Consider the following 25,001-nt stretch of genomic DNA (forward strand, 5'->3'; position numbering starts at 1 on the left):
CGATTTGATGCAATGCTGAAGACATAAGGGTTTTCTACCTTCCATTGTTATAAATAATTCAGGATTTTACCAATGAATAGTCAGCTAGGATTTTGAGGAATTCCTCATCTACTTCCATTAATACGGTCTGGAACATGGCAACATGGACCTTTTCTTCTCTTGCTATATCCAGAAGAACCGTTTTGAGATTTTCATTATCGGTAAGATTGGCCATTTCTTCGTAGAGGTTAATGGCATCAAGTTCTGCTATTATGGCTGCTCTAAGGGATTCTTTATTTATATCTCCCTGTTTTACTCTTTCAAGGTCTATGGGTATTTCTGATAACAAACTCTCACCCAATATCAAATAGGAGACCAACTATTATAAACTTTGTCTTGAGGGATTATTATTCAAACTGGCAAAATCTGAAAAACAGGGACACATCACAACCAATGGTGCAGTTGTGATGTTTGGTTACTTATTTTTTAAATTCGGTGTAACCGCATTTGCCACAGGATAGTCTGTCTTTGTGTTCTGCAAGAAATACACCCACTCCGCAGCGTGGACAGAACAGATGTGTTCTTTCAATGTTGTCTCCGTCAACTTTATAGTACTCATACACATTTGCCATACAATCACCTTTTATGCTTCTGATTCAGCTTCTTCAGGGGGTTTGTTTCTTTCAATCGTATAGTTGGATTCAATAGACTTTAATGAATCAATATCGTCATAAGCTTTAGCATATCCCCACCCTTCCTTTTTACCATACTGATTATCAATTTCCTGAACAATTATTAATTCTGATGATATATTCAGCATGGCTGCAAGTTTGTTTCTAATAACATTTCTTGACGGGGTAGCACCGTCAAATGTTGTTATGAAATTTATTTTCCTTCGGTTTAACATTGGGTTGTGGCTGTCTTCTGTTATTTTAATATCCATTCAATTTCCTCCATAAACTATTTAAATCATCATCAGTTATCTGTGCTTCAATTATTTTATTCAGTAAGTCTTTTACTTCTTCTTTTTTTGATTTGGTGATTTCGACCAGTACTACACCTTCCCCTGGTTGACCATAAAGAACGATTGAATTTATTGGAGCCATTAAAATAGCAGGCAAAGCCGCTAGGTCCTCTTCACCATTAACAAATATCCGTACATGGTTTTTTGATAATAATGCGTTCTCTATTTTGTTAACCAGGTCTTCAGTTATAGTACCTGCAGGGTTATCTACAGTTACCTGTGTAAATCTATGATTTTTTTCAACACGGTCTGGTGTAGGTTTTCGATTTGTTCGGTTATCTATTATATAGATATCCGGTATAATATCTGATTCAAGTAAGTGGAAAGTTGTAACATCTCCTACAGATATAAGTTTTGTGGGGGTTTTGAGCTGTTGCTCCATCTTTTTTATGGTATCTTTACCAGTACCCTGAAATACTGCCCCGAAATATTTACGCAACATCGGGCGCAAGTTTTCAGGTAATTCTATTTGTGCTCCCAAAATTACCGCACCTTCAGAGCATATTTATCTGGCATTTCAATACCAATTTTCTCTGCAATTTTTGACCTCTTTGGGTCTATAATTATAACAAGGCCACTCCAATCAGAACTGAGATTACTCGATCCACATACAGGACATGCCTGACTGAGAGTAATCCTGTGACATTCCCTACATACCTGTTCACTCATGATAATCCTCCAGTGTTAAAAATCACTTGACTGCTTTTGCAGTAGCTTGACGTTCTTCTTCAAGCCATTGAGATTGTCCCAGACCAACCTGACGCATGGTGAGTCCGATTTTGCTTTCTCTTGCATCCCTCTCATTTATGCTGACCGCAACAATACGGGCTCGTACATAGTCACCTTCTGAAAGGGCACGATTCCTATTTTTACTTATAAGCCTTGCGTTTTTACTGTCATAGGACATGAAGTCGTCAGTAATCTGGCTGACATGAAGCAGCCCATCCATTGCACCAAGACTAACAAAAGCACCGAAATCCACAATCTCTACAACCTGTCCTTCGATGACCTCCTGCATCACAGGTATGAATACAATGGCTTTAAAGGTCACATCATAATACACAGCACCGTCGCCCATAATAATGTGCCCTTCTCCTATTGATTCTATATCAGTGACGGCAACAATGGAACCAAATTTTTTATCAATTCTCCCCTCTAACTTGTTTTCTAGCGCATCCTTTATACTGGCTTTTTCATCATCACCCAGTTTGTCAGGTGATATGCGCACCGTGTCTACAAGTTTCATTCTTTTGTACATTTTTTCTCTCCGGAAAATGTGATTTTAATTAAATTTTAATAATTCTGGGTTTATATACTTTACTTAAATTTGTTGTATTCTATATGTTATGATGTTTTTTCCAGGTGGTTTTTCTGACGCAGATATATAACTGTTATATCTTTATCCATTAACTTCTTTTTAAGTTCTATGTCATTTGTAAGTACTGCAGAATTCAATTTGTTTGCAAGTTCAATTATAACATCGTCTGCTATCCCGCACTGGTTAACAATTTCGCATTTTTCGCCTAAACTATGTGCAACCTTTGCAGCAACTTTATCTGAACCCTTTGCTTTTTTTACCAGTGAGTCAAGTTCATTCAATACCGCTTTAGGGACAAGGTACCGGTTGTATCCCAAACGTCTAAGTTCTTGAAAAATATCAACATTAAACTGCACCGGTACCATCAGCGCATTGGTATCGATAATTACTTTCAAGATTTAATTGCTCCTGCACCTATAAGCCTCCATCTTGACCCTATACGTCTGCTGATTGCAACCATCGAACCGGGTTCTGCACATACTGGTCTTTTAAGTTTGACTTCTGCAACATTGGACCTTGCACTGGTGACTACTCCAACAGTGGTGGCAGTACCTACATTTAGCATCAATGGTTCACTTGTTTTTATATTACCTATTTCAGAATCTATTTCCTCTGTAACACCAACAATTTTATCAAAAAGATGGAGCTCCAGTGTGAATGATTGATGAGTGGGAGGTAATTTGCCGGGTTCACCCGCGACCTGACCTGTTAATGAGTCACTCTTTGTAAGTACAGGGTCAAGTGTAGTACCAACAGCAATTAATCCTCCAGGGGCCACTTCTTCAAGTCTTTCAGCCCCAGTCAATAGCATGGATATATTGGTTGTGATCGGTTCCCATTTTACTGCTCCTTCACTTTCAACCTTTCGTCCCGGCCGGATTTCCAGTTCATCACCTGAATGTAATGTTCCGTCCTTTAGGGTACCTCCAATCACACCACCTGATATTTTGTTTAAGGAGTATCCCGGTTTATTGATGTCAAACGATCTTGCTATAAACATTCTGGCAGGTTTGTTCATTTTGTGAACAGGGGTAGGAATGATGTCTTCCATTGCTTTTATCAGAACATCGATGTTTATATTCTGTTGAGCGGATATTGGTACGATAGGTGCATCTTCAGCAACAGTGCCTTTGACAAAATCTTTAATTTGATGATAATGCTCAACCATTTTGTCTCTTGTGACAAGGTCTATCTTATTCTGAACTATGATTATATTTTTTATACCGATGATGTTTAGAGCCATCAGATGTTCTTTTGTTTGTGGTTGGGGACATTTCTCATTGGCAGCAATCACAAGTATAGCCCCATCCATGATAGCCGCACCTGAGAGCATGGTAGCCATGAGTGTTTCATGCCCCGGTGAATCAACAAAAGAGATTTTTCTCAGCTCTCTGGTTTCACTGTCACAACCCGGGCATGTATTTTCTACAGTATAACAATTGGGTACCGGACATTGAGGACATTCTCTTAATGTAGCATCAGCATACCCCAATCTGATAGATATGCCCCGTTTCATTTCTTCACTATGTCTGTCTGTCCATACACCTGATAATGCTTTGACAAGTGTAGTTTTGCCGTGATCGACATGACCTACCAGTCCGATATTAACGCAAGGTTGACTCAATTTTTAATTTCCTCCATGTAATGATAAAATGATAGTAATAACTAATATAGAACGGAATTAATAAACTAAAATGACCTCATTTAAAGTTTGTGTTTAGTCTTCTTATTTGTTTATTATATATAACAACAATGCCTGAAATCTGAAATGAGTCGACCAGCCAAATATTTTTCCTTCTATTAGTTTATGTAACAATTTTATCAAGCTGGTTCGTTTCAATAGCTCTTCTGATTTCTAAAGCAACACGTCTGCCAGTACTCATTGGTTTGCGCCACAGGGTATTACCATAAGAATGCCCGACTGACATATGGACATTTGTTCCGCCACCAATCCTTGGGGCTACGTCATAAATATGGAAATTCAGGTCTTTGTCAATACAGGTCTGTAGACAGAAAGGACCGATTATACCAGGGTTGTAATATTTCTGGGTGGCTTCTACGTATTTTTCGGAAAGTTCGAATACCTTTTCAAGCAATGATTCTCTGAGAGTGGATGAATTATGTCCGCAGACAGTATACTCTGGGTTTATCTGATGTTGGGACAGTGTCATCTGCTGAGGAGCAGGGATACGTACATGTCCGTCAAGGCTGGTTTCAAACCTCCAGTCAATACCCAGCAGTTCAAGTTTGTTCATTTCGTCCTCTATTGGTGAATAGAACATATCAAAATTAAATACAGGTCCAATTATATATTTTTCTATGATGGCGTTGTCAAGGGCATCCTGGGTAATTATACCACGATCAAGAAGTGCTTTAGATTTTTCAAGGTATTCTTCATATGATGCAGCAGTAAAAAACCCGCGTTCCAGTGTTTTAACAGCATGAGGAAGTTTGACCATTACCAGTTCATCGATATCTTCGGGTTTTTGTACCCTATCCGGATATGGTAATCCTGCTTTATCCAGAATCCAGTAATAATCATAGTCCATACCTCTTTCTTCACTTCTCAATAAATTTCTGCTTCCTACAAGAGGTACTTTAAAATTATTTTCTACATTCTCTATACCACAGTAGGTTGTAAACGAGCGGTTCGGGACAAATAATACATTGTCATCAACCAGTTTTTTCTGGTTATCTAAATGTAGGATTTCATCAAATTGGCTGTATACCGAAGCATCATCAACTATACCCCTGATAATATTGCCATTAGAATTTCTTTTTGCTCTGAAATACTGGGTATAGGTTTTTTCTCTTCCGGATTTACAGGCAACAAATGTATTGAAACCCTCTTCAATTGCACCATCGAAGACATCTAGGGCAGAATGTGAACCCACTGTACCAACCTTTATGTTATCTGTATCATAATCGTTAACAGTGTCTATGATTTCATTTCTGTCTATCATTTTTAACCTCAATTTCTGTTGTTCCTTTTTGATAATATTATATATGGAGATTAAGGTTTGTAACTGATATATGATCTATAAATTAAATGTCAGTTTATGGAATAAGTTGTATGAATACTGGAGTTATAAAAGTTTCAACAGCTGCAGCAACAAAGAACAGCGGAATTATCCAGTAAAAGTAAAATCTGATACCCTGTAATAATTTTTCTTTTATATTGGTTTTTCGACCGGTAACAGAATTGACCATCTCTTTACCCAGTTTTACCCCTATTGCAGTTGATATAAATACCATCGGAAGTTCTATTAATCCGTGGGGCAAAAGAGCGGTTACTAGGTACATTAATCCTTTTTCCACATATGTTACATAAGCAAAGATACCTATAATGTATCCATTGTAAGAGATAAAAGCAAGCGGAATAATTCCAAAACCAACTCCAAGTAACATTGCAATCAGTGTTTTTATGGTATTGTTTAAAAAGATAAACAGCATGATTGCAAGCGGTGGCAGGTCTTTGATAAATTCAAGCATACTTCTGAATTCATCCATTGACTGCTGTGCAATTTCCGGATTCATTGACGAATAGATGGCTCCGGTTATTGTAGATGCCATGAAAACCACCACAATAACCAGTAAGTAAAGACTTACGGATTGCAGATAATTTTTAGCGTTATCGATACTAGATATTCTGTTTAAAGTACTCATGTTATCAGATACCCAATGTCATTCTAATAGTATTTCGGCATGCAGGGGCAAGTCCAAGGATTAGTATAACCAATTTGACAAAGGTTTTTAAATTACGGGACTCGCTGTCTTCATTGAAATAACTGTCCAATATGTACAGTACGGGTATAAAAATTAATAGTTTTAATGGGTACATAACCAAAGCTGTGTTGGTGAGGTCTATTAGATAAGATGGCACCACATGTTTTTCATGGTATCCCAGCAAAGCAATACCGACAATAGTTGAGGATGCGTCCAAAAGATGTACCCACATTATGGTAAAATTCAATTTAGTGGATAACAGTTCTGAACTGCTGTATTTTAGAACCATGTGCACGATAAAAGACAGTAAGGTGGTAGCACCTATGACAAGAAATGGAACATAAAATTGTGCAATATTTTCAAAATACAGCAGAAGTAATAGATTTATAATAAACCATATGGAACCGATACCGGCAAATAATATATGATGGTCTTTAATTTTTCCTATATCATACAGCCATTTTGAAATGACCAGTGTTAAGATGGTAACCGCAAAAACAAGGAAATAAATGATTGGTGTTATCAACAGGTAACTAATAGGAGCGTTGAATATACCCGCGTCTTCTACCACACGAAGTGATGAGCCGGCAAGTATAAAAGGTATGATTGACAGGATAAATCTATCATCGACCGAGATATTGAGTTTTTTAAATAACTTGATAACTCCAAATAAAAAAACACCAAGTAATATTGCCCATGTGATGGTATTTACAGGATTATAACCGGTGTCAAATACAATCGGGTTTATGTAATAATTTTGAATAAATTCCCAAATTTTATCTATAAATGAGTTCATTATATCACTTATCTAAGGTAAATATCATCGAATCAGGAAATGGTACAGGAATTAACAGTTAATCGTTCTCTATTAATAAAGGTTGAATATATGTTATAATATAAAAATTCGTTTGCAGGTATAAACTTGAATCAGGATAAACACGGAGAAGCCAAATGGATGCAACTTCCCAGGGATGTAGTTGTAGGAACTGGGGTTATCAATGATATTACAAATGTATGTAATGATTTGAAACTGGGAAGTAATGCTTTAATAGTAACCGGCAAAAAAACCAGATATATAGCAGGTAACACTGTTCATGACGAACTGGAAGCCAATGGTCGCAATGTAGAGATGTTGATAACTAGTTCAGCTACAATGGATGAAGTCAAACGGGTTGAAGATGAAGCAATGAAATACGGTTCAAATTATCTGCTTGGTGTAGGGAGCGGAAACTCTATTGATGTGGCTAAACTGGCAGCAACCAAACTGGATATACCGTTTTTGAGTGTACCAACTGCAGCATCACATGATGGTATTGTTTCTTCAAGAGCATCAATCATCCATGATTCAAAGACCACATCCATACAATCAAATGCGCCCATGGCAGTAGTGGCTGATACTGAAATCATTGCGAATGCACCCTATCGACTTCTTGCAGCAGGTTGTGGTGATATAATATCAAATTACACAGCAGTTCTTGATTGGGAACTGGCACACAGGTTGAGAAATGAATCGTTCAGTGAATACGCTGCATCCCTTTCCCGTATGACAGCAAAGATATTGCTTGATTCAGCAGATTCAATAAAACCAGATCTTGAAAGTTCAGCTCGTCTGGTTGTAAAGGCACTGGTCTCAAGCGGAGTTGCGATGAGTATTGCCGGGTCATCAAGACCTGCTTCAGGTTCAGAACATATGTTCAGTCACGCTCTTGATTCTATAGCATCCAAACCAGCTTTGCATGGGGAAGAGTGTGGTATAGGTTCAATAATGATGATGTACCTACATGGTGGTGACTGGGAGATGATCAGGGACGGACTAAAAAAAATAAGGGTTCCCACTACTGCAAAAGAGTTGGGTATTGAAGATAAATATATAATAGAGGCTCTCCTTATTTCGCATACAATACGTCCTGAAAGATATACAATACTTGGTACCAGTGGATTAACCAGTGATGCTGCAGAAGCGGTGGCAAAAACCACTGGAGTAATTTCATGATTATTCTTGATTATTGATGTTAATCGGTGATTATATGACAAATAAGGATATTAAAGTAACACTTATAGGATGCAGACTTGCAAAGGAAGGCCAGGAATTCATATACTGGGGAGAATCTCCGGATTGCAGCGGTTGTAAAATAAAAAATACATGTAATAACCTCGAAATCGGACGTAAATACAGAGTTGAAAAAATCCGCAGTGATACAGTTCATGGATGTTATTTACATGATCAGGGTGCAATGGTTGTAGAGGTTTCCAGAGCATCAGTTGTAGCTGCGATTGAATCTAAAAAAGCAGTACCAGGTGCCAAAATAAATTTTGAATCCATCAAATGTGACGAAATCGACTGTGAATATCATAAATTCTGCTACCCGAAAGGACTAAAAAATGGTGATAAATGTACAATTATTAATGTACTGGATGACGTGGAAGTATGTTCACGTGGAAAATCCTTAAAAAAGGTAGAACTTAGTCAGTAAATATGACCAGAAATACTCATATCAACGATTATATTTTAGTATTAAAAACAAAAATATCGAATAAGGAAAAGATAATAATGAACAGTTTTCGAGGTCACTAAATGCCAGACTCAAGTACACAGAAAGAACGCGTAAATAATGAATTCTACACACAAAAACGCTGGAATAACTGGATAGGTAAGGTAAAAGAAAGTGGTTTTGAGTTTAAGGACTCAGATGAGGAAACAGAAAAAGAGAGTGCGATTTTTGTAAATATGCAGGATGATGTGATACTTTCATGTCTGAAAGTCATAGCACAATATGAAAGGGGTATTTTTACAAAAGAAGATGCAATGGATATTATATCCCAGATTAGAGAAATTGTACTGGAGGAAATAGACCATATTTCTGAAGATATCGACCTCATGATAGAATCATTGCAAACGTCCCTTATGGCGGCAATTGCTGCATGTGAACTGTATATCATGGGTGAATATGATAAAGACGCAGAAATCAATGAATTGATAAAAGCAGCAGTTGATGCTGAAGATTCTGATGACCTCCAGATAGCGATGCAATTTATAGCTGAAGCAGGGGCAAGGGTAATAGGAGGAGACGAGCTACCTGAGAATCTCTTTGATGAACTTCCCTATGGTCTGGTTGCAGAATGGCTGGATGGTATCGATTCAATCGCAGCCGCTATGGTCGGGGCAGATAGTTATAAAGAAGATGATGGTAGTGGAGATTTTGAACCGATTTAATCTTTTATGAACCTGTTATAAACCTCCAGCGTACCTTTTGCAATAGTTGTCCAGTTGTATTTGGTCTCAACCAGTTCTCTTCCGAAGTTCCCCATTGAACCATCACCCAGTCCGTCTACCACATAGTTTATACCCCATGCAATGGATTCAGGATATTTATAAACAACCACACCGTTTTTGAAATTGTCCACAAGTTTGACAGCATCGCTGGCTACTACAGGTTTACCAGCATCCCATGCTTCAAGAACAACAATTCCAAAGGGTTCATTACGGCTGGGCATACACACAACATCACAGGCATTGTACCATTCAATAGCAACTTCATCAGGTGCATATCCAAGGAAATGACATGTGTCTGAAACACCCAGTGTTCCTGCAAGATGTTCACAATAACTGCGCATATCTCCTTCTCCGATAAATACAAATTGTACATCCCACCGGTGATCCAGTACTATAGGAATCGATTCTACCAGTAAATCGGGACCTTTCTGATAACTCATGCGCCCGATAAAAAGCACCACAGGTGTAAGCGGATGCACACCATATCTTTCTTTGATTTTTCCTGGGTCTATATCTCTTCGTATTTTATCTATATGAGTTCCGTTTGGAACAATGGATAATTTATAATCCGGTATTTGATACAGGTATACAACTTCATCATATAGAACTCTGGACGTTACTATCACTTCACTTGATTCGTATCCACCCAACCATTCTCTGTGTGCTATTTCTTGTGATACCGGGTCCGGATTGTGACTGTTGCCGTTTCTCCCCCATTCAGTACTGTGATAGGTGAGAACAAAAGGCAGGTTAAATTCATGTTTCAATCTGCATAAAACAGTTATAGGATGCCAGTCATGTCCGTGTAATACATCGAAACCGCCGTATTTGTCTCTGACATCTAAAAACATGGAATACATTGCATCACACATCTTGTTCATCTGGTGTATGATGTCTCCAGACGGGTCATATACGACCCGATGATAATGGACACCATTAACCACATCATGTACATCATGTTTACCATCGTTACGGGTAATAATATGTACCTCATGACCCTTTTCAACAAGTGCCTCTGAAAGTTCTGTGACATGTGGAGCAATTCCCCCTACTTTAACAGCATTCAAACTTTCCCAGGAAAACATTCCGATTCGATATTTTTCTTTTTTAACAATGACCCCTCCAGTATACTATATAGAATTGCTATTGTTATTAATTTATTTTCTCATTCTTAAATTTTAATGAACCGGTATAAAGGTATATTTTAAGAATTAAATACATTAATATGGAACAAAATATAAGTAACATTATAATCACTTAGAGTGTTACAAATACAAGTATGAGGTGAGAAAATGGATGAAAATGAAAAATTAGGTATACTTGCTATAGGACACGGGAGCAAACTTCCATATAACAAAGAGGTGGTCATAGATATAGCCAACCGTATCGCAGAGAGGCATGAGGATGTAGTTGTAAAAGCAGGATTCATGGAAAAGAACGAACCAACTGTGGAAGAAGCATTACAGTCCTTTGAAGGAACAGGTGTTTCCAAGATTGCAGCAGTACCGGTTTTCCTTGCATCAGGTGTTCACATAACACAGGATATACCTGAAATACTGGGACTTGATCCTGAAACAAAGAAAGGGCGTATAAAGTTGAACGGTTCTGAGATTTCGATTGTCTATGGAAATCCACTTGGCAGTGACGAACTGCTGGCAGAGCTTGTATACAACAGGGCTTGTGAAGCTCTGGATTAATCTCTTTTTATGGTAACTCATGATTGCAGGAAAGGGTAGCTATAAAAACATCGCTGTACTTGACCTTACCCATGGCGGTGTAACAATCGCCAAAAAACTGTCGGAACTTGGGTATAATGTATATGCAGTGGATGTTTATAATACAGTAGATGCTGAAACGCTTTCCTACCTGCAAATAAACAGCAACATTAGTACATTTAAAGAACCTTTTTTCGTAGATAACCTGGACCTTTTGATAGCTCCAGTACATCTGGATCCGGACTATCCGATGCTGGTACAGGCATATAAAAAAGGTGTAGAAACAGCAACTCATCACAAGATAGTGGGGGATATATTATCTAGAGATAAAAGGGTTAAGGATGCAGCAATCATAGAGATAACCGGTACCAAGGGAAAAACAAGTACTGCATCGATTCTTGCAGACATCCTCTCAAGAAGAATGAACGTAATTCTTCATACATCGCAGGGGCTGGAATTCTGGAAAAATGGGTTACCTGAACGAATCTGTAATGGATTGAGTATCACACCAGGCAATATCCTGCAGGTAGTGGATATGTCGCTATCAAAAGAATTAAATCCGGATGCATATGTTTTTGAGGTTTCCCTTGGAGGTACAGGTCTTGCCGATATGGGTATAATTACGACACTTAACCAAGACTTTACAATAGCAAATGGTACAAAACAGGCTAGCAGTGCCAAATTAGAAATGATAGATAACGCAAAGCTAAACAGCAAAATGGTTATAAATTCCAATGCAAAAGAAGCAATTCTTTGTTCCAGAAAAAAACACATCAAAACCTTTGAATTCAATACAGGTAATGTCCCTGATAACCCAGTGGATTTAAATCTGATGTTTGATAATGATGGTATAATAATCAAACTACAGGACGAAATGTTCTCAATAGATGCCGGTTATGGATATGACATCGAATCCTACACAACTGCGGTGGCAGCGGCTGTATCTGCAGCTCATGAAATGAATGTAGAATTCCCCATTATCAAAAAAACACTCATCGAGTTTTCAGGATTAAAGGGAAGGATGCGTGAACAAAAGTTCAGTAATGGCATATTAATTGATAATTCCAACTCAGGAATGGATGCAGTATCAGCTGAAAAATCACTTGATTATGCACTCCGAAAGAAATGCAGCGGTAAGATTGTTATGATAATGGGTGAGGAATCTGCACAGGTTTGTGAGGGGTTATTCCTGAAAAATGTTCATGATTTTGTAGAACGCAGGAATGATGATATTGATCAATTAATTCTAGTAGGAGAAAGATTGTGCAATATAAAACATGAGGATGCATATTATACATCAACTCTTGACGAGGGGTTAAAGGTTGCTTTTGATATTGCGGATAAATATCTTGGCTCTGATAATCTTATAATCTCCAGTGTCAAATGTTTCAGATAACATAGTTTTTAAGAGGAAGAATATGAGTACAAATTCCAGAACTAAAGAGCTTTCTATTATCCATCCACGTCCCAGTTCCATAGTAGCCGCATTGTACACACTTAGGGACCTGAATGTTGATGTTGCTATTCTACACGGTCCTCCAGGCTGTTCTTTCAAGCATGCACGGTTACTGGAAGAGGACGGAATACATGTATTGACAACAGCTCTTGATGAGAACTGTTTCGTGTTTGGTGGTCATTATGAGCTTGTAAATGTCATCAACAAAGCAGTAGAACTGTTCAATCCAAATCTTATAGGTATAGTAGGAACCTGTGCAAGCATGATAATCGGTGAAGACCTTCATGAACCTGTTCTGAATGCAAACCTTGGTATTCCGGTTATTGAAGTTGAAGTGCATGCAGGTTTCAGTGACAATACCAAGGGTGTGCTTTTTGCCCTTGAATCTGCACTGGATGCCGGAATTATCGATAGAACCGAATTTGAAAGACAGAAATATTTGCTTGAAGAAGCAACCAATGTAGAAAAACGACATGGTGCAGCAAGTAAAGAGTATCTTGAACCATCAAGGGGAGATGTGAAGTACAAGGTCGGTAAACGTATTATTGAGCTTCTAAAAGAGGGGAAACGCGGTATAACCATCATGAATGCCAAAAAAGAAACCGGTTATATGTTTGCGGATATTACACTGGCAGTGAATCAGGCAGCTTCAAAACTTGGTAAAGAATCAAATATCATTAACATGGCAAATATCGATGACTCGGTGGGTCTGCCCCGTGTCCGCCAGCATGCCAGGAATATCATGAATGATTTTGGTGAAAACAGCGTAGAAATCCATGAATTGGTAGGTGGAATGGACGAATATCCAATTACAGGAGATAAAATTAACAGGCTGGTAGAGGAAAAATACAGCAACTATGATTTTGCGGTAATATCCGGAGTTCCCCATGCCATACCCATGGCTAATTTATCGGATATGGAAATCATATCAGTCACCAATGGTCCAAGACAGGTAATACCATTAAAAGAAATGGGTCACAACCGTGTAATTGTTGAGGTAGACCTTCATCCCAAGACACTTGGTGTCGATTACATTGTTGAATCCGAATTCGGGGCGACATTAAGGGAAATAATAAATGATAAATAAATCAGTGGTAGGATGAAGAATAATAAAGGAAATGACAAACAAAAACGAATAGCTCTGTATGGTAAAGGCGGTATAGGCAAATCAAGCACGGTGTCCAATGTAGCAGCCGCATGCGCAGATCAAGGATACAGAGTTATGATTATCGGTTGCGACCCCAAAAGTGATTCATCTATAACCTTACTTGGTGGGGAACGGATACCCACAATACTGGACCTCCTGCGTGACGGGATGGATATAAAAGAAGAAGACGTAGTTTTTGAAGGATATCATGGAGTTAAATGTGTAGAAGTAGGAGGTCCTGAACCGGGTATTGGCTGTGCAGGACGCGGAATTATCGTTTCCATCAAACAATTAAAAAGAATCTCTGATTCAATGGATGATATGGACCTTATAATCTATGATGTACCAGGTGATATTGTATGTGGGGGGTTTGTGGCACCGGTGAGAAAGGGTATGGTAAATGAATCCTATATATTAACCTCTGGTGAATATATGCCCATGTACGCTGCAAACAATATCTGTAGCGGACTTTCAAAAATCAATACAAAACTAAGCGGGATTATCTGCAATTCACGTGATGTCACCAATGAGAAAGAAATTGTTGAAGAATTTGCACATGAGATAGGAAGTGAGTTGTTATCATTTATCCCAAAAGAACAGATTGTCCAGGATTGTGAACGTGAGGGTTACTCTGTGATGGAAATAGCACCTGATTCAGAGGTTGCACAGGTGTATCGGGAACTGGCACAAAAAATAATGTCAAGAACCGAATCTGATTCAGTCCTTCCGGATTCAATGGATGATGTACAACTTCGAGAGCTTGCAAGAAAACAAAGTAAATCTGTGTCACAATGTCATCACAAAAAAACGGTTTTCAGGACCGAATAACATTACCGATGCCAAGGGTACTTCTGGCAGCAGACCGCTCATCTTCTGGTAAAACCACAATAACCAGCGGATTACTGGCAGCACTTACTGCACAGGGATACCGGGTTCAGCCTTTTAAAGTAGGTCTGGATTACATAGACCCCAGCTATCATTCAGAAATCACAAGTATAAGGGCACGTAACCTTGATGGCTATCTAATGGATGATAATAAGATACTTGATGTATTTACCCATGCATGTGAAACTGAAAAAGCGGATGTAGCTGTTATAGAAGGTGTAAGGGGTCTGTTCGAAGGACTTGAGAGTTTCAGTGATACAGGAAGCACCGCCCAGATTGCAAAGGTACTGAATTGTCCCGTGGTACTTATAATCAATGCCAGAAGTATCACACGATCAGCAGCTGCAATTGTCAATGGCTATAAAAATTTTGATCAGGACGTGAATATTGCAGGAGTGATTCTCAACAATATTGGTGGCGCTCGTCATGCAAAAAAAGCAAAAGATGCAATCGAACATTACACAGGGATTCCTGTAATCGGTATGATACCCAGAGACAGTTCTATGCAGATATCAATGCGCCATCTGGGGCTTGTTCCTGCGCTTGAAGGACGGCAAAAGGATGGAGAGTTTAATAAAAGAATTCACAGGATAGAATATATCATTTCAGAAAATGTAAATATCGAGAAAATAATCGAAATTTCCCAGAGTGTATCTCCTGTTGAAAAACCTGTGAATACACTATTCAAACCACATCAAAATTCTAATAAACCAACTATCGGTATTGCTCTTGATGAAGCTTTTAATTTTTATTATCATAACAATATCGAATTACTCAAACTGGAAGGTGCCAGAATTAAATATTTTAGCCCGGTTAATGATACACATCTGCCTCAGGTCGACGGTCTTTATATAGGAGGGGGTTATCCCGAACTTTTTGGAGAGGAACTGGAATCCAATGAATCCATGCAAAAAGATATAAAAGAAGCATCATTACAGGGTTTGCCCATCTACGCAGAATGTGGAGGGCTTATGTATCTTACTGAAAAACTGACAACCGGTTTTCAAAACAACAATAAAAACAAGTACCACATGGCAGATATGCAGGAATCAACCTATGATATGGTTGGAGCTCTTCCAGGGCATACACTTATGGGGCATAAACGCGTTGTAAGCTATAACATCGGAATGTTTAACAGAGATTCTGTTATCGGAAAAGCTGGCAATTCTTTCAGGGGACATGAGTTCCATCATTCAGAAATAACTGAACTCCCTTCAAACTCAAAATTTACAATCAAACTTTCCAGAGGCACAGGAATAATCAGAGGATGGGATGGTTTAACAGCAAACAATACAATGGGTTCTTATGCCCATCTTGAAGCGGTATCCTATGAAGAGTTTGCTTCATCATTTGTTGATTTTATATGTAAATCTGATAATATTTAAAAATTCAAGGTTATCCGGGTGAACTATTTGATAGGTGAGCTGACCAATGATAAAGTACTGGTTGATGAAAAGGGTATAGATGAATTATATAATACCGGTTACTTCGGACGACCGAAAAATGATAAACTGGAATTAAGTCTGGTAGAGGCTGCGTATCTTCTCTATCGAAACAAAATCAACATCCGAGAAAATGGAAATACACTTGATTTTGTTGATTTTTTTAAAAAAGCATCCCTCAGACAGCAGTATTTTGAATTGAAATACATTGTTTATAAGGATATACGTGAGAGGGGTTTGTACATCCAGCCAGGGGTCACGGATTTTCGTGTGTATTCAAGGGGTGGTCATCCGGGAAAATCTCAAGCGAAGAGTTTCATCCATGTACATTCTGAGCGTATACCGCTTCATCTTAAGGATTTACAGAAATTGTTGAATACTGCTGATAATGTCCACAAACAGTTGATACTCGCAGTTGTTGACGAAGAAAGCGATATAACCTTTTATGAGGCTAAAAAGGTTAATGTTAAAGGTAAAATGGAGACCCCATATCCGGATTTAAAAACCAGTGCCTCTTTGCTGGAAGACAGGGTTATTGTCTGGAACAGTGAATCATCCAATACAATACATGAAAATGGTTTCTACGGCAAATTGCTTGATTCTGAGCGTCTTCAGTTATCGCTTGTTGAGTCTGGATACCTGCTTGAGAATGGTATTATCCAGATCAGTGACCGTGAAAATGGGGATGACCTAAATTTCAATGATTTTTCAAAAAGGTCATCATCCATAGAATCGGAATTCCCGCGAAAATGTAGGGTTTACAGTGACCTGAGAAACAGAGGACTTGTTCCAAAGACAGGTTTTAAATTCGGGACACATTTCAGGGTTTATAAACAGGTTGAATCCGTTGATAAAATACCGCATTCTGAATATCTTGTCCATGCACTATCTAAAGATTATGAATTTATCCTTCCAGTTATGTCAAGGGCAATCAGACTGGCAAACAGTGTCAAAAAACGAATGCTTTTCGCAGTGGAAAATGGCAAATGGTTTGAATATATTGATATTGGTAGAGTGAAAATGTAAGAGATAGCATGTGGAACCTTATTGCTGTTGATATATCAGGACGACATAAAATCACTGACGGTTACTATATGGTATGTGCAGCTGTAGCTGTTGTATCTTCTGCTGACCATGTTGAAAAAGTAAATCAGGTAAAAATCAAACCTTTCTGGATGGATACTGCTCCGCAGGTGACAGATGTTGTCAGGATAATCGAAGAAACTGTCAAAGAAATCGAAGTTGAAGGTACGATTATTACCGAAAAGGGTGATATGTACAATAAACCGGAGTGGGTGGTAACAAGCATGTTTTCACGGAATTTTAAGTATCAAGAATCTTTGAGTGAAAGACTTGCAATTGAAATTGCACATCATATCTCACTGAGTGCTCGAAATCTCCTTATTGAAGAACTCAATATATCTTAATTTGTAGTAATATAACATAGTTGAAAAAGTGTAATATATCGTGTTTTTATGAAACCAGTAATCCTTGTACAGAGAAATAAACCAGGGGGTAATGAAGCAGAAAATTCTGATAAACTTTTTGAATTAAAAGAGCTTGCAAAGTCTGCCGGTTATAATGTGGTAGGGGAAATTTTACAATCCAAAAACCCTGACAGAAGGTATCAGGTTGGCAGAGGTAAAGTTGATGAACTGGCACTACTTGTAAGTGAATGCGGTGCAGAAAAAATAATATTCTACAATCAGCTCAGCACCATACAAATTTACAATATATCTGAGACCTGTAAATGTGAAGTAATCGATAAGTTCCATCTTATCCTTGAAATTTTTGCAACAAGGGCAACTACAAAACGTGCAAAACTACAAGTGGAGCTTGCAAAACTTGAATATGAACTTCCAAAAGCAAAAAATATTGTATCTCTGCTCAAACAGGAGGAACGTCCCGGATTCATGGGTCTTGGGGAATATGAGGATTCCTATGAACAGGATATTAAAAACAGAATAAGTAGAATAAAAAACGAATTGAAAACCGTCAAAAAGGACAGGGAATCCCTGCGAAAGTTCAGGCATGATAAGGGTTTCTCACTTGTGGCGTTGGCGGGTTATACCAATGCGGGTAAAAGCACACTGTTTAATACAATTGTGAATGAAGATGTAACTGTTGAAGACATGCTTTTTACAACTCTTTCACCTGTGACACGCTCACTCAATCTGGGAGGCAGGCATGTGCTTCTTACTGATACTGTAGGTTTTATTGAAGACCTGCCCCACTGGATGATTGATGCCTTCCGCTCAACTCTTGATGAGATATTCCTTACTGATGTAATTCTTCTTGTAGTTGATATTACTGAAGATCCGGCAACAATCCGCAAAAAACTTGCCACATCCCATGAAATTCTTTGGGAAAAAATTGAAGGAGCACATATTGTGACAGTTTTGAACAAAGTGGATTCCGTATCAAAAGATGAACTCGATGAGAGGGTTAAAAAAGTCAAATACCTGGCACCAAATCCGGTGTTGATTTCCGCGAAAACCGGATATGGTTTTGATGATCTCAAAAGTGAAACCAATCGACAGGTACCCAGATGGAAACGTACAAATGTATCGCTTCCGATGTCAGATTATGGAATGTCTGCAGTTTCATGGCTCTTTGAAGAAGGAGTAGTCCACAGTATTGACTACGGAGATTACATCGAAGTCGACCTTGAAGCCAGAGACGAAATAATTCATAAGGTACGGGTTTTTGAAAAAGAAGTCTTTGCAGAATGATATATGTTAACTTTGTTCGTACGAGGGCGAAAGGTATATTAACCATAAAATCATTAGTATAATTACGAACGGGTTTCTACTCTATTCTGATGTTCTCCATCCTACCCTTTTCTCCCATACATACCTCCATTCTTACATAAAACCCGTTCGCTCCTCCACACATCTTTATATACGTGGATTTTTTCTATTCCCAAATATTTATAAATCCTTGTGGCTTTCCAGTTTATATGCAGTTGAGACTTGATGTTCATGTACATTCCTGTTTTTCAAAAGACAGCAATTCTGATCTGGAATCTATAATTAAATTTGCAGAAAAAAATGGACTTGATGCAGTAGCTATCTGTGACCATGATACCGTTGAAGGCGGGATTGAAGGTTCCAGGATAGCAAGAGAGATTGGAACCAGAATAACAGTTATACCCGGTATAGAGGTGACATCTTCAAAGGGTCATATACTTGTGCTTGGAATTGATGAAAATATAGATTCCAATCTGACTCCTGAAGAAACCATAAAAATCGCAAGGGAGTTAGGAGGAGTTGTAATACTTCCTCACCCCTTTAAAATATCCTCTCATGGTATTGGATATGTTGAAGGTTTAGATATTGATGCTGTAGAAGTACTGAACTCAAGATGTCTCACAGATAAACCCAACAATGAAGCCAGAAAAGCGGCAAGACTTCATAACATACCAGAAGCAGGAGGGAGTGATTCGCATATTCCTGAGATGGTTGGTCAAACCTACACTATAGTAGAAGCATCAGAAAATACACATGATGTGATACTTTCTGCTATAAGTGAAGGCAGAATAAGTGCAGGCGGTAAAAAAGTGCCTGTCAGTGTTGTTTTAAACCACACTCTATCCACTATCAAGAGAAAGTTTTTACAGCGGTTGTGATGAGTAATCAATCATCAATATTTAGTAAGTTGTACAAAAGTCTCATCGCCTGTTTTTCGCGTGTTCCGCCACATTTTTTTACTATTTTTTCGAGTTCATATATTAAATTCAGATATTGTTCCCCGCCCAGTACCAGATAACGTGTTGCGTGGATTGAAGCATCCAGTACTGCATTAAAGCCCCTGTTAGGAGCTTTGATAACATTTCGGTTTATACATGCGTGTACCGGTAAAATATCTGCTACCAGTGTATCTTTTGTAAATTTTAAATCACTACATTCAAAAAGGATATAGATTAATGCATCTTTTAAAAACGGATATTGTTTGTTATCTATAGAAAATGTGTCAAATTCGGTATAATCAAGATTGCCAAATGCTGTACGTACAAAAACAACCGGGTCAATAACCACATTCACAACCAGCCATCTTTCATTTACTACATTTTCATACGTCTGTGAACCTTCAAAAAGTCGGATTTGATTCCTGTAGTTTTTACGTATTATACCCATGGGTGCAGCATTTGGTGAATCCGTTCCTGTGGTGAAAATGGTTTCTGATATGCCGTCCTATATTCCGTAGTCATCAAGGTTTATATTTGCCTGACTCAAAATCTTATACCCCCAAGTAAAGCGATGAACAGACCAGCTATGATTATATCTGCTGTTGAACCCGGATTTATATTTTTATCAAGAAGTTCATTATCAAAATCTTGGATAACCGGAAGTATGGATTTAAAATCAAATTTTTGCTCATCCAGACCTGACAATATCTCTGAAGCTCTTGATGACACATATTCAGCAGTTTCTTTGTCAAATTTGGTTTCAATAAATGTGTCTCTGTTTTCAGAAAGGGTTTTTAAAAAAGTGTAAACTATTATGTCGTTAATTTTATTATCTGGATTTTGCATGCCCTGGATTATAGTATCTGCACATCGGCTGCACCTTTTGAATCCTGTTGTCCATTCATCAGCAATCAGGTCGTAGCTTTTTGCGATATCCATCAGGTTGTAGAGGGTTACATTTTGTTCGTATAATGAATTGATTGAACTTTTATCTTGCAGGTCAAATTCATTTACATCATTGACACGGACACCGGCAAAACTGAACGATTCGTAGAAATTAACAGCATCCTGGGTATCGGTATTTCTGACCAGCTCATGGGCACAATTGATGAGTCCACTTAATGAGAATTGTGGATTATTTCGTATGATATTTCCGGCAGCCATCGTAAGTGGAATTTGCAAAATGAAGGCTCCAAAATGAGTGTTTCCTCCTTTCTGCCAGCTGATGCTTTCACTGACAGCACGCTTGATGAGTTTTCCTATCCCACTACCGGATTTTGAAGCGTCCTCTATGACCGGATATACACTGACAGCAGACGCCAGAAAATGTTCGTAATCGGTATCGTTATAATTGTGGTTTCTGTCAATGTTTCCTGGTTTTGGGGATGATGATACTTCAAGAACCATGGAAAGTTGAGCACAGCGGGCTATATGGGCTGCAATTTTATCTCCACTGTACTCGTCTTCTGATAAATTGATTTTAAAATTCATTCTGTCTCGTTTACAGGAATATTTGCGTTTTCCAGGATATAGTTCGCCAGTTCTTTCTTAAGCTGCATATACTCTGGACCTGACATATCCAGCATATATAATACACCATCGCGTATCGGGCAGAATTTGGTGAGTTTGCAGCACCATACAAGTGAACCGAAACAGGTGCTGTCACCGAACTCAAGTTTTGTACCCTTGGCAAATTCCATTTTCAGGTCTTTGAATTCTTCAGGAGTGATGCCCAGCTTTTTAAGTTTATTTTGCACTGCACAGGGTTTGATTGGAAGGCAGCAAAATGTCAATCCACGCAGGTCACCTTCACCGGCACAGATGTGTTTAGGAGCATTGTACCAGCCGATTTTTTCCTGGAAATCGGTAACTCCTTCTACCAGTTCATCAATAAGGTTGTGGTTGTCCAGAACTCCTCTCGAGACTGAAACAAGATTAACACCTCGGGAAAACATATCCTTTGCATCTGAAAATTCGGTGATTGAATTGTTTCCTATAAGAGTCATTCTTACAGAATCTCTGATTTTGCGTATCGCCTTCAGGTCGGCTTTGTTTTTACCTTCCAGTGTAGCATCAACATGTAAGATGTCTGCGCCTGCAGATTCTATTTTTCGTGATAATTCAATATCATCTACAACATTAGCCCGTATTTTTACAGAGAGGATAACGCCTGTTTCCTTCAATTTTTCAATCCATTCTACAAGCCTTGGTATGTCATGCATTAGTGCTTCACCGACACCAATGTCTATCATTTCTTTCTGGCGGCAATGTGCGTCCAGTTCAAGAATCGCATCTGCATTTTTAATGATTTCTGCAGCTTCAAGAAGGGGTTCAAGGGTGGCACTTCTTATATTGGCAGCTACAGCACCTTCGGTGTTGGTATTGTTTATTTCATCCTTTAAAAATTCCAATGGGTTATCAGTGACATACTCCTTTCTGTCTCTTTCAGCCATTCTGGATGCGGCTTCATTTGTTTCCTCATCCAGATTGAATCCACCGAGTATCACAAGTCCTGCATTCTTTGCATATTTATTGGCAAAATTGCTGTCTGTGATACCTGCCATCGGACCAAGTGCAATCGGATTTTTGAATGAGATATCACCTACCTTTAAATCAAACAATTCATTATTCAAGTTATAACCTCGATTAAAACTAATTTTTAAAATAATTCTCTGTATTAATTTTGAATCCAATACATGGATTGTGACATATTAATGTAACGCTGTGATGATGATAACCAACAAATTTAAGTATCCTTCAAATAATCATGTTACTAATAAACGAGAATGAGAGAGGAAGGACGGCCACCGGGTCGATCGACCTGAGGAAAGTCTCCCCACCATAAAAATACACGAACGCTTGTAAAGGGTGTCAGGTGAGAGCCTGGGCAATGGCACAGAAACGATACCGGTCCATGTTAATGCCATGATACTTAACGGTTGAGGTCTTATGGAACCGGATGGAACGGCGAAACCTCGTGGGTGCAAGTCAGTTCCATTAGCGGTTTTACAATTGTGAACCGTTATTGGTGATGTTTTATTGACGCTAAGCTGAATGCCGTCACTGCAAGTGCTTATCGTTTGATAAGCCGTTTTGCATCATCCAGATGGTGCGGGACTTTTGTAGCAACAGAAGGGAGCTTATTCTCCTCACTCATTCTCAATTCCTGCACTACATTTTTCAGATTATTATAATCTATTTCTGTATCATAACACCCGTCATTTATTAATGGGACTCCATAGGTAACTATATTATAGCGTTTTAGATACCTCATGACCTTGTTAAGTTCGTAATAACAGGCAAGTAATAGTGCACCATCAACGGATTCTTTTTTGACGATATGCCGGATGTAAGAGGAACCTGCAACAATGTAGAGGTTATAGTTGTAATTTTTAGCATCGGTTTTTATACTGGACAATATACATTTACCACAAGAAATACATTTAATTCCAAACCTTGTTGATGACGCTGGACAATCCAGTGAGCGCATACAATGAGGTGCCAGTATCAGACGGTTCCTGGTTTTTTTAAAACTGGATTTGTTAGCAGTATTCCTGAGAGTCACCATCAATTTATCCAGTTTTGATGTTTCACTGAATTTTTGAAAAACGATTTTGATAGGCAGGTAAAAAAAGTCGAGGATATTTACAAAGAATCCTGCAAGCCACACATTCCTGTCAAGGTTTATACGACCCACCAGCAATGCAGTTGCTGTTAGTATAACTGAAACTATTATAAAAAAGAACAATGCAATACCAATCAGATTATAGAGCATTATTGCTGCACATCTCCATTTTTCTTGTTACTTCGTCTACATCAACTTTAGTGTTGTAGCATCCATCCTTTAATAAACATACACCCTGTACCGGCATGTATTTCGAGACTTCCTGCATCGATTCGGTCAATTCCATGTGACATGCAACACCTATACATGCATGAGGTCTGCAGGATTTTATAATTTTTCTGACAAAACTGTCACCAGGTACTACAAATACATTAAAATTATACCTTTCGGCAGCTTTACAAATAGAACCTATGTCACAATGACCGCATTTTTTGCATTCATAACCGGTAATAGGGTCACATCGAGCTTTACAATTCGGATGCCTTAGACACTGTGGTAGGATAACAGCACATGGCCCTTCAACTTCTTTGAATTTTTCCAACATTACAGCATTTCCTACTTCTATAATAATATCATCAACTAGAGACTCTTTTATGGAAAGTGTTCTGCAAATCAGTTTTGCAGGGGAATAGAAAAAATACAACATAAAAAATATAAAATTCGGAAATAGTGACTTATTTTTCTTATAACTGTATAATCCAAGCAGCAGTGTTATTGATGTCAGAATAATGACAGCGATAGCAAGGTAAACAAAAAACCTGCCAAGAAGAGCATAGGGAATAAACATATATTCCAAAAATGTACATATCGATATATAATATTATCCGTACATAATTACATTGCCATATATTACCATATTACTTTCAGACCGCTTGGTTGAATTATATATCTCTAGAATGTATATGGTGTAATGTATGGTATTTAATGATTTTGAACGTCAACTAAAGAACGTAGAAAATTGTATTCAAAAAGCCAATTATCCTGATGAAAACAAACAAGTCCTCTTTGATTTTGAAAATCATATGTTTATGGATGGGTTTAGAACATCGTCTATAAAAACTACTATCTTTAATCTTCATAATATTTCCAAACACATAAACAAACCGTTTTCAGAAATACAAAAACGTGATATTGAAAGTTATATCGGCTACCTTGAGCGTAATGTTGATTCAGAATCAAGAAAAAAATTGATGAAAACTTATCTGAAAAAATTCTTTAGATGGTACAATGGTGGCACTGAACCGGAGAAGACTAGTTGGATAAATACAAATTCAAAAAAAAGTGGAACCAAAAAACTCCCTGACCAACTAATGACCACTGATGAAGTTAAAGCAATGATAGATGCTGCATATTATATAAGGGATAAAGCTTTGATTGCTGTTTTATATGATTCTGGTGCAAGGATATCTGAAATAGGCAACTTGCAGATTAAAGATGTAACATTTGACCAATATGGAGCTGTATTAAGGGTTAATGGTAAAACCGGTATGAGGAGGATAAGGATTATCTTCAGCGTTCCATATATTTCAAATTGGCTGGATAACCATCCATTCAAAGACAAAAAGGATTCTTACATCTGGGTTACTTTGAGCAGAAGATCGAAAGGTGAACAATTAAAGTATCCTACGATATATCTCAATCTTAAAAAAATAGCTTCAAGAGCAGGAATTGAAAAACGTATCTACAATCACCTTTTCAGACACTCAAGAGCAACAGAACTTG

The 25,001-nt window shown here is 38.1% G+C and carries 29 protein-coding genes, 1 other RNA gene and 1 pseudogene; 14 read left to right on the plus strand and 17 right to left on the minus strand.

The window, feature by feature from the left end:
* Positions 1–58: 58 nt before the first annotated feature.
* The 11 genes from ACLFMM_RS03715 to ACLFMM_RS03765 all read right to left on the minus strand — a co-directional run bounded on the left by ACLFMM_RS03715 (position 59) and on the right by ACLFMM_RS03765 (position 6,843).
* A complete protein-coding gene (locus tag ACLFMM_RS03715) occupies positions 59–328 on the minus strand; it encodes a ferritin family protein (protein ID WP_410807373.1) in 270 nt (89 codons plus the stop codon).
* A 130-nt stretch (positions 329–458) separates the two neighbouring features.
* A complete protein-coding gene (locus tag ACLFMM_RS03720) occupies positions 459–611 on the minus strand; it encodes a 30S ribosomal protein S27ae (protein ID WP_410807374.1) in 153 nt (50 codons plus the stop codon).
* 11 nt (positions 612–622) lie between these two features.
* On the minus strand, positions 623–922 hold the full coding sequence (locus tag ACLFMM_RS03725) for a 30S ribosomal protein S24e (RefSeq protein ID WP_410807375.1): 300 nt from the start codon (positions 920–922) through the stop codon (positions 623–625).
* Positions 912–1,484 carry a GTP-dependent dephospho-CoA kinase family protein gene (locus ACLFMM_RS03730; RefSeq protein WP_410807376.1) on the minus strand — a complete coding sequence of 191 codons (573 nt, stop codon included), beginning with the start codon at positions 1,482–1,484 and terminating at the stop codon, positions 912–914. The genes ACLFMM_RS03725 and ACLFMM_RS03730 overlap by 11 nt, the downstream gene beginning before the upstream one ends.
* A 2-nt stretch (positions 1,485–1,486) precedes the next feature.
* A complete protein-coding gene (gene spt4 / locus ACLFMM_RS03735) occupies positions 1,487–1,672 on the minus strand; it encodes a transcription elongation factor subunit Spt4 (RefSeq protein WP_410807377.1) in 186 nt (61 codons plus the stop codon).
* 22 nt (positions 1,673–1,694) lie between these two features.
* Positions 1,695–2,261 (minus strand): DNA-directed RNA polymerase, encoded by a 567-nt coding sequence (locus ACLFMM_RS03740; RefSeq protein ID WP_410807378.1) that lies wholly within the window; start codon positions 2,259–2,261, stop codon positions 1,695–1,697.
* An 86-nt stretch (positions 2,262–2,347) separates the two neighbouring features.
* Complete coding sequence (locus ACLFMM_RS03745; protein ID WP_410807379.1) at positions 2,348–2,716, minus strand: PIN domain-containing protein; 369 nt, start codon at positions 2,714–2,716, stop codon at positions 2,348–2,350.
* A complete protein-coding gene (locus tag ACLFMM_RS03750; protein ID WP_410807380.1) occupies positions 2,713–3,945 on the minus strand; it encodes a translation initiation factor IF-2 subunit gamma in 1,233 nt (410 codons plus the stop codon). The genes ACLFMM_RS03745 and ACLFMM_RS03750 overlap by 4 nt, the downstream gene beginning before the upstream one ends.
* Positions 3,946–4,126: 181 nt before the next feature.
* Positions 4,127–5,284, minus strand: coding sequence for a formate--phosphoribosylaminoimidazolecarboxamide ligase family protein (locus ACLFMM_RS03755; RefSeq protein ID WP_410807381.1), 1,158 nt, complete (start codon positions 5,282–5,284; stop codon positions 4,127–4,129).
* 94 nt (positions 5,285–5,378) lie between these two features.
* Positions 5,379–5,894, minus strand: coding sequence for a stage II sporulation protein M (locus ACLFMM_RS03760; protein ID WP_410807382.1), 516 nt, complete (start codon positions 5,892–5,894; stop codon positions 5,379–5,381).
* Positions 5,895–5,991: 97 nt separating this feature from the next.
* Positions 5,992–6,843, minus strand: a complete 852-nt coding sequence (locus ACLFMM_RS03765) for a DUF63 family protein (protein WP_410807383.1) — start codon at positions 6,841–6,843, stop codon at positions 5,992–5,994.
* A gap of 120 nt (positions 6,844–6,963) precedes the next feature.
* Here ACLFMM_RS03765 and ACLFMM_RS03770 point away from each other — a divergent pair, with 120 nt between their 5' ends.
* The 3 genes from ACLFMM_RS03770 to ACLFMM_RS03780 all read left to right on the plus strand — a co-directional run bounded on the left by ACLFMM_RS03770 (position 6,964) and on the right by ACLFMM_RS03780 (position 9,261).
* Positions 6,964–8,040, plus strand: a complete 1,077-nt coding sequence (locus tag ACLFMM_RS03770; RefSeq protein ID WP_410807400.1) for an NAD(P)-dependent glycerol-1-phosphate dehydrogenase — start codon at positions 6,964–6,966, stop codon at positions 8,038–8,040.
* 34 nt (positions 8,041–8,074) lie between these two features.
* Entirely contained in the window at positions 8,075–8,521 is a 447-nt protein-coding gene (locus ACLFMM_RS03775) for a UPF0179 family protein (protein ID WP_410807384.1), read from the plus strand.
* Positions 8,522–8,622: 101 nt separating this feature from the next.
* Entirely contained in the window at positions 8,623–9,261 is a 639-nt protein-coding gene (locus tag ACLFMM_RS03780; protein WP_410807385.1) for a DUF2150 family protein, read from the plus strand.
* Here the strand turns inward: ACLFMM_RS03780 and ACLFMM_RS03785 are convergent.
* The gene (locus ACLFMM_RS03785) at positions 9,258–10,406 is read right to left on the minus strand and encodes a glycosyltransferase family 4 protein (RefSeq protein WP_410807386.1); all 1,149 of its coding nucleotides are present in this window, start codon (positions 10,404–10,406) and stop codon (positions 9,258–9,260) included. The genes ACLFMM_RS03780 and ACLFMM_RS03785 overlap by 4 nt on opposite strands.
* 207 nt (positions 10,407–10,613) lie before the next feature.
* On the opposite strand from ACLFMM_RS03785, the gene cfbA reads away from it, so the two are divergent.
* The 9 genes from cfbA to ACLFMM_RS03830 all read left to right on the plus strand — a co-directional run bounded on the left by cfbA (position 10,614) and on the right by ACLFMM_RS03830 (position 19,594).
* A complete protein-coding gene (gene cfbA, locus ACLFMM_RS03790; RefSeq protein WP_410807387.1) occupies positions 10,614–11,018 on the plus strand; it encodes a sirohydrochlorin nickelochelatase in 405 nt (134 codons plus the stop codon).
* A 19-nt stretch (positions 11,019–11,037) separates the two neighbouring features.
* Positions 11,038–12,432 (plus strand): coenzyme F430 synthase, encoded by a 1,395-nt coding sequence (gene cfbE, locus ACLFMM_RS03795; protein WP_410807388.1) that lies wholly within the window; start codon positions 11,038–11,040, stop codon positions 12,430–12,432.
* Between the two features lie 22 nt (positions 12,433–12,454).
* A complete protein-coding gene (gene cfbD, locus ACLFMM_RS03800) occupies positions 12,455–13,579 on the plus strand; it encodes a Ni-sirohydrochlorin a,c-diamide reductive cyclase catalytic subunit (protein ID WP_410807389.1) in 1,125 nt (374 codons plus the stop codon).
* Positions 13,580–13,591: 12 nt separating this feature from the next.
* Complete coding sequence (cfbC, locus tag ACLFMM_RS03805) at positions 13,592–14,467, plus strand: Ni-sirohydrochlorin a,c-diamide reductive cyclase ATP-dependent reductase subunit (RefSeq protein ID WP_410807390.1); 876 nt, start codon at positions 13,592–13,594, stop codon at positions 14,465–14,467.
* Positions 14,431–15,909 (plus strand): Ni-sirohydrochlorin a,c-diamide synthase, encoded by a 1,479-nt coding sequence (cfbB, locus tag ACLFMM_RS03810; protein ID WP_410807391.1) that lies wholly within the window; start codon positions 14,431–14,433, stop codon positions 15,907–15,909. The genes cfbC and cfbB overlap by 37 nt, the downstream gene beginning before the upstream one ends.
* Before the next feature lie 27 nt (positions 15,910–15,936).
* Positions 15,937–16,992, plus strand: a complete 1,056-nt coding sequence (gene endA, locus ACLFMM_RS03815; protein ID WP_410807392.1) for a tRNA-intron lyase — start codon at positions 15,937–15,939, stop codon at positions 16,990–16,992.
* Between the two features lie 8 nt (positions 16,993–17,000).
* Positions 17,001–17,393 (plus strand): DUF2209 domain-containing protein, encoded by a 393-nt coding sequence (locus ACLFMM_RS03820; protein ID WP_410807393.1) that lies wholly within the window; start codon positions 17,001–17,003, stop codon positions 17,391–17,393.
* A gap of 48 nt (positions 17,394–17,441) precedes the next feature.
* Complete coding sequence (gene hflX, locus ACLFMM_RS03825) at positions 17,442–18,698, plus strand: GTPase HflX (RefSeq protein WP_410807394.1); 1,257 nt, start codon at positions 17,442–17,444, stop codon at positions 18,696–18,698.
* A 227-nt stretch (positions 18,699–18,925) separates the two neighbouring features.
* Positions 18,926–19,594, plus strand: coding sequence for a PHP domain-containing protein (locus ACLFMM_RS03830; protein WP_410807395.1), 669 nt, complete (start codon positions 18,926–18,928; stop codon positions 19,592–19,594).
* Positions 19,595–19,601: 7 nt separating this feature from the next.
* Here ACLFMM_RS03830 and ACLFMM_RS03835 read toward each other — a convergent pair whose 3' ends face one another.
* Genes ACLFMM_RS03835 through ACLFMM_RS03845 form a run of 3 tightly spaced genes read right to left on the minus strand, consistent with a single transcriptional unit; the run spans position 19,602 to position 22,287 of the window.
* Positions 19,602–20,153 carry a DUF447 domain-containing protein gene (locus ACLFMM_RS03835; protein WP_410807401.1) on the minus strand — a complete coding sequence of 184 codons (552 nt, stop codon included), beginning with the start codon at positions 20,151–20,153 and terminating at the stop codon, positions 19,602–19,604.
* 44 nt (positions 20,154–20,197) lie between these two features.
* Positions 20,198–21,145 carry a triphosphoribosyl-dephospho-CoA synthase gene (locus ACLFMM_RS03840; protein WP_410807396.1) on the minus strand — a complete coding sequence of 316 codons (948 nt, stop codon included), beginning with the start codon at positions 21,143–21,145 and terminating at the stop codon, positions 20,198–20,200.
* A complete protein-coding gene (locus ACLFMM_RS03845) occupies positions 21,142–22,287 on the minus strand; it encodes a methanogenesis marker 9 domain-containing protein (protein WP_410807397.1) in 1,146 nt (381 codons plus the stop codon). The genes ACLFMM_RS03840 and ACLFMM_RS03845 overlap by 4 nt, the downstream gene beginning before the upstream one ends.
* 155 nt (positions 22,288–22,442) lie before the next feature.
* Here ACLFMM_RS03845 and rnpB point away from each other — a divergent pair.
* An RNA gene (gene rnpB, locus ACLFMM_RS03850) (RNase P RNA component) lies at positions 22,443–22,809 on the plus strand.
* 29 nt (positions 22,810–22,838) lie between these two features.
* Here rnpB and ACLFMM_RS03855 read toward each other — a convergent pair.
* Positions 22,839–23,429 (minus strand): annotated as a pseudogene (locus tag ACLFMM_RS03855) (DUF116 domain-containing protein); the annotation flags it as partial.
* Positions 23,419–24,066 carry a DUF116 domain-containing protein gene (locus ACLFMM_RS03860; RefSeq protein ID WP_410807398.1) on the minus strand — a complete coding sequence of 216 codons (648 nt, stop codon included), beginning with the start codon at positions 24,064–24,066 and terminating at the stop codon, positions 23,419–23,421. The pseudogene ACLFMM_RS03855 and the gene ACLFMM_RS03860, both read right to left, overlap by 11 nt.
* Before the next feature lie 127 nt (positions 24,067–24,193).
* Here ACLFMM_RS03860 and ACLFMM_RS03865 point away from each other — a divergent pair.
* A partial coding sequence (locus ACLFMM_RS03865) for a tyrosine-type recombinase/integrase (RefSeq protein WP_410807399.1) occupies positions 24,194–25,001 on the plus strand: 808 nt, incomplete at its 3' end.

Source organism: Methanohalobium sp. (assembly GCF_046546175.1).
Classification (GTDB): Archaea; Halobacteriota; Methanosarcinia; order Methanosarcinales; family Methanosarcinaceae; genus Methanohalobium.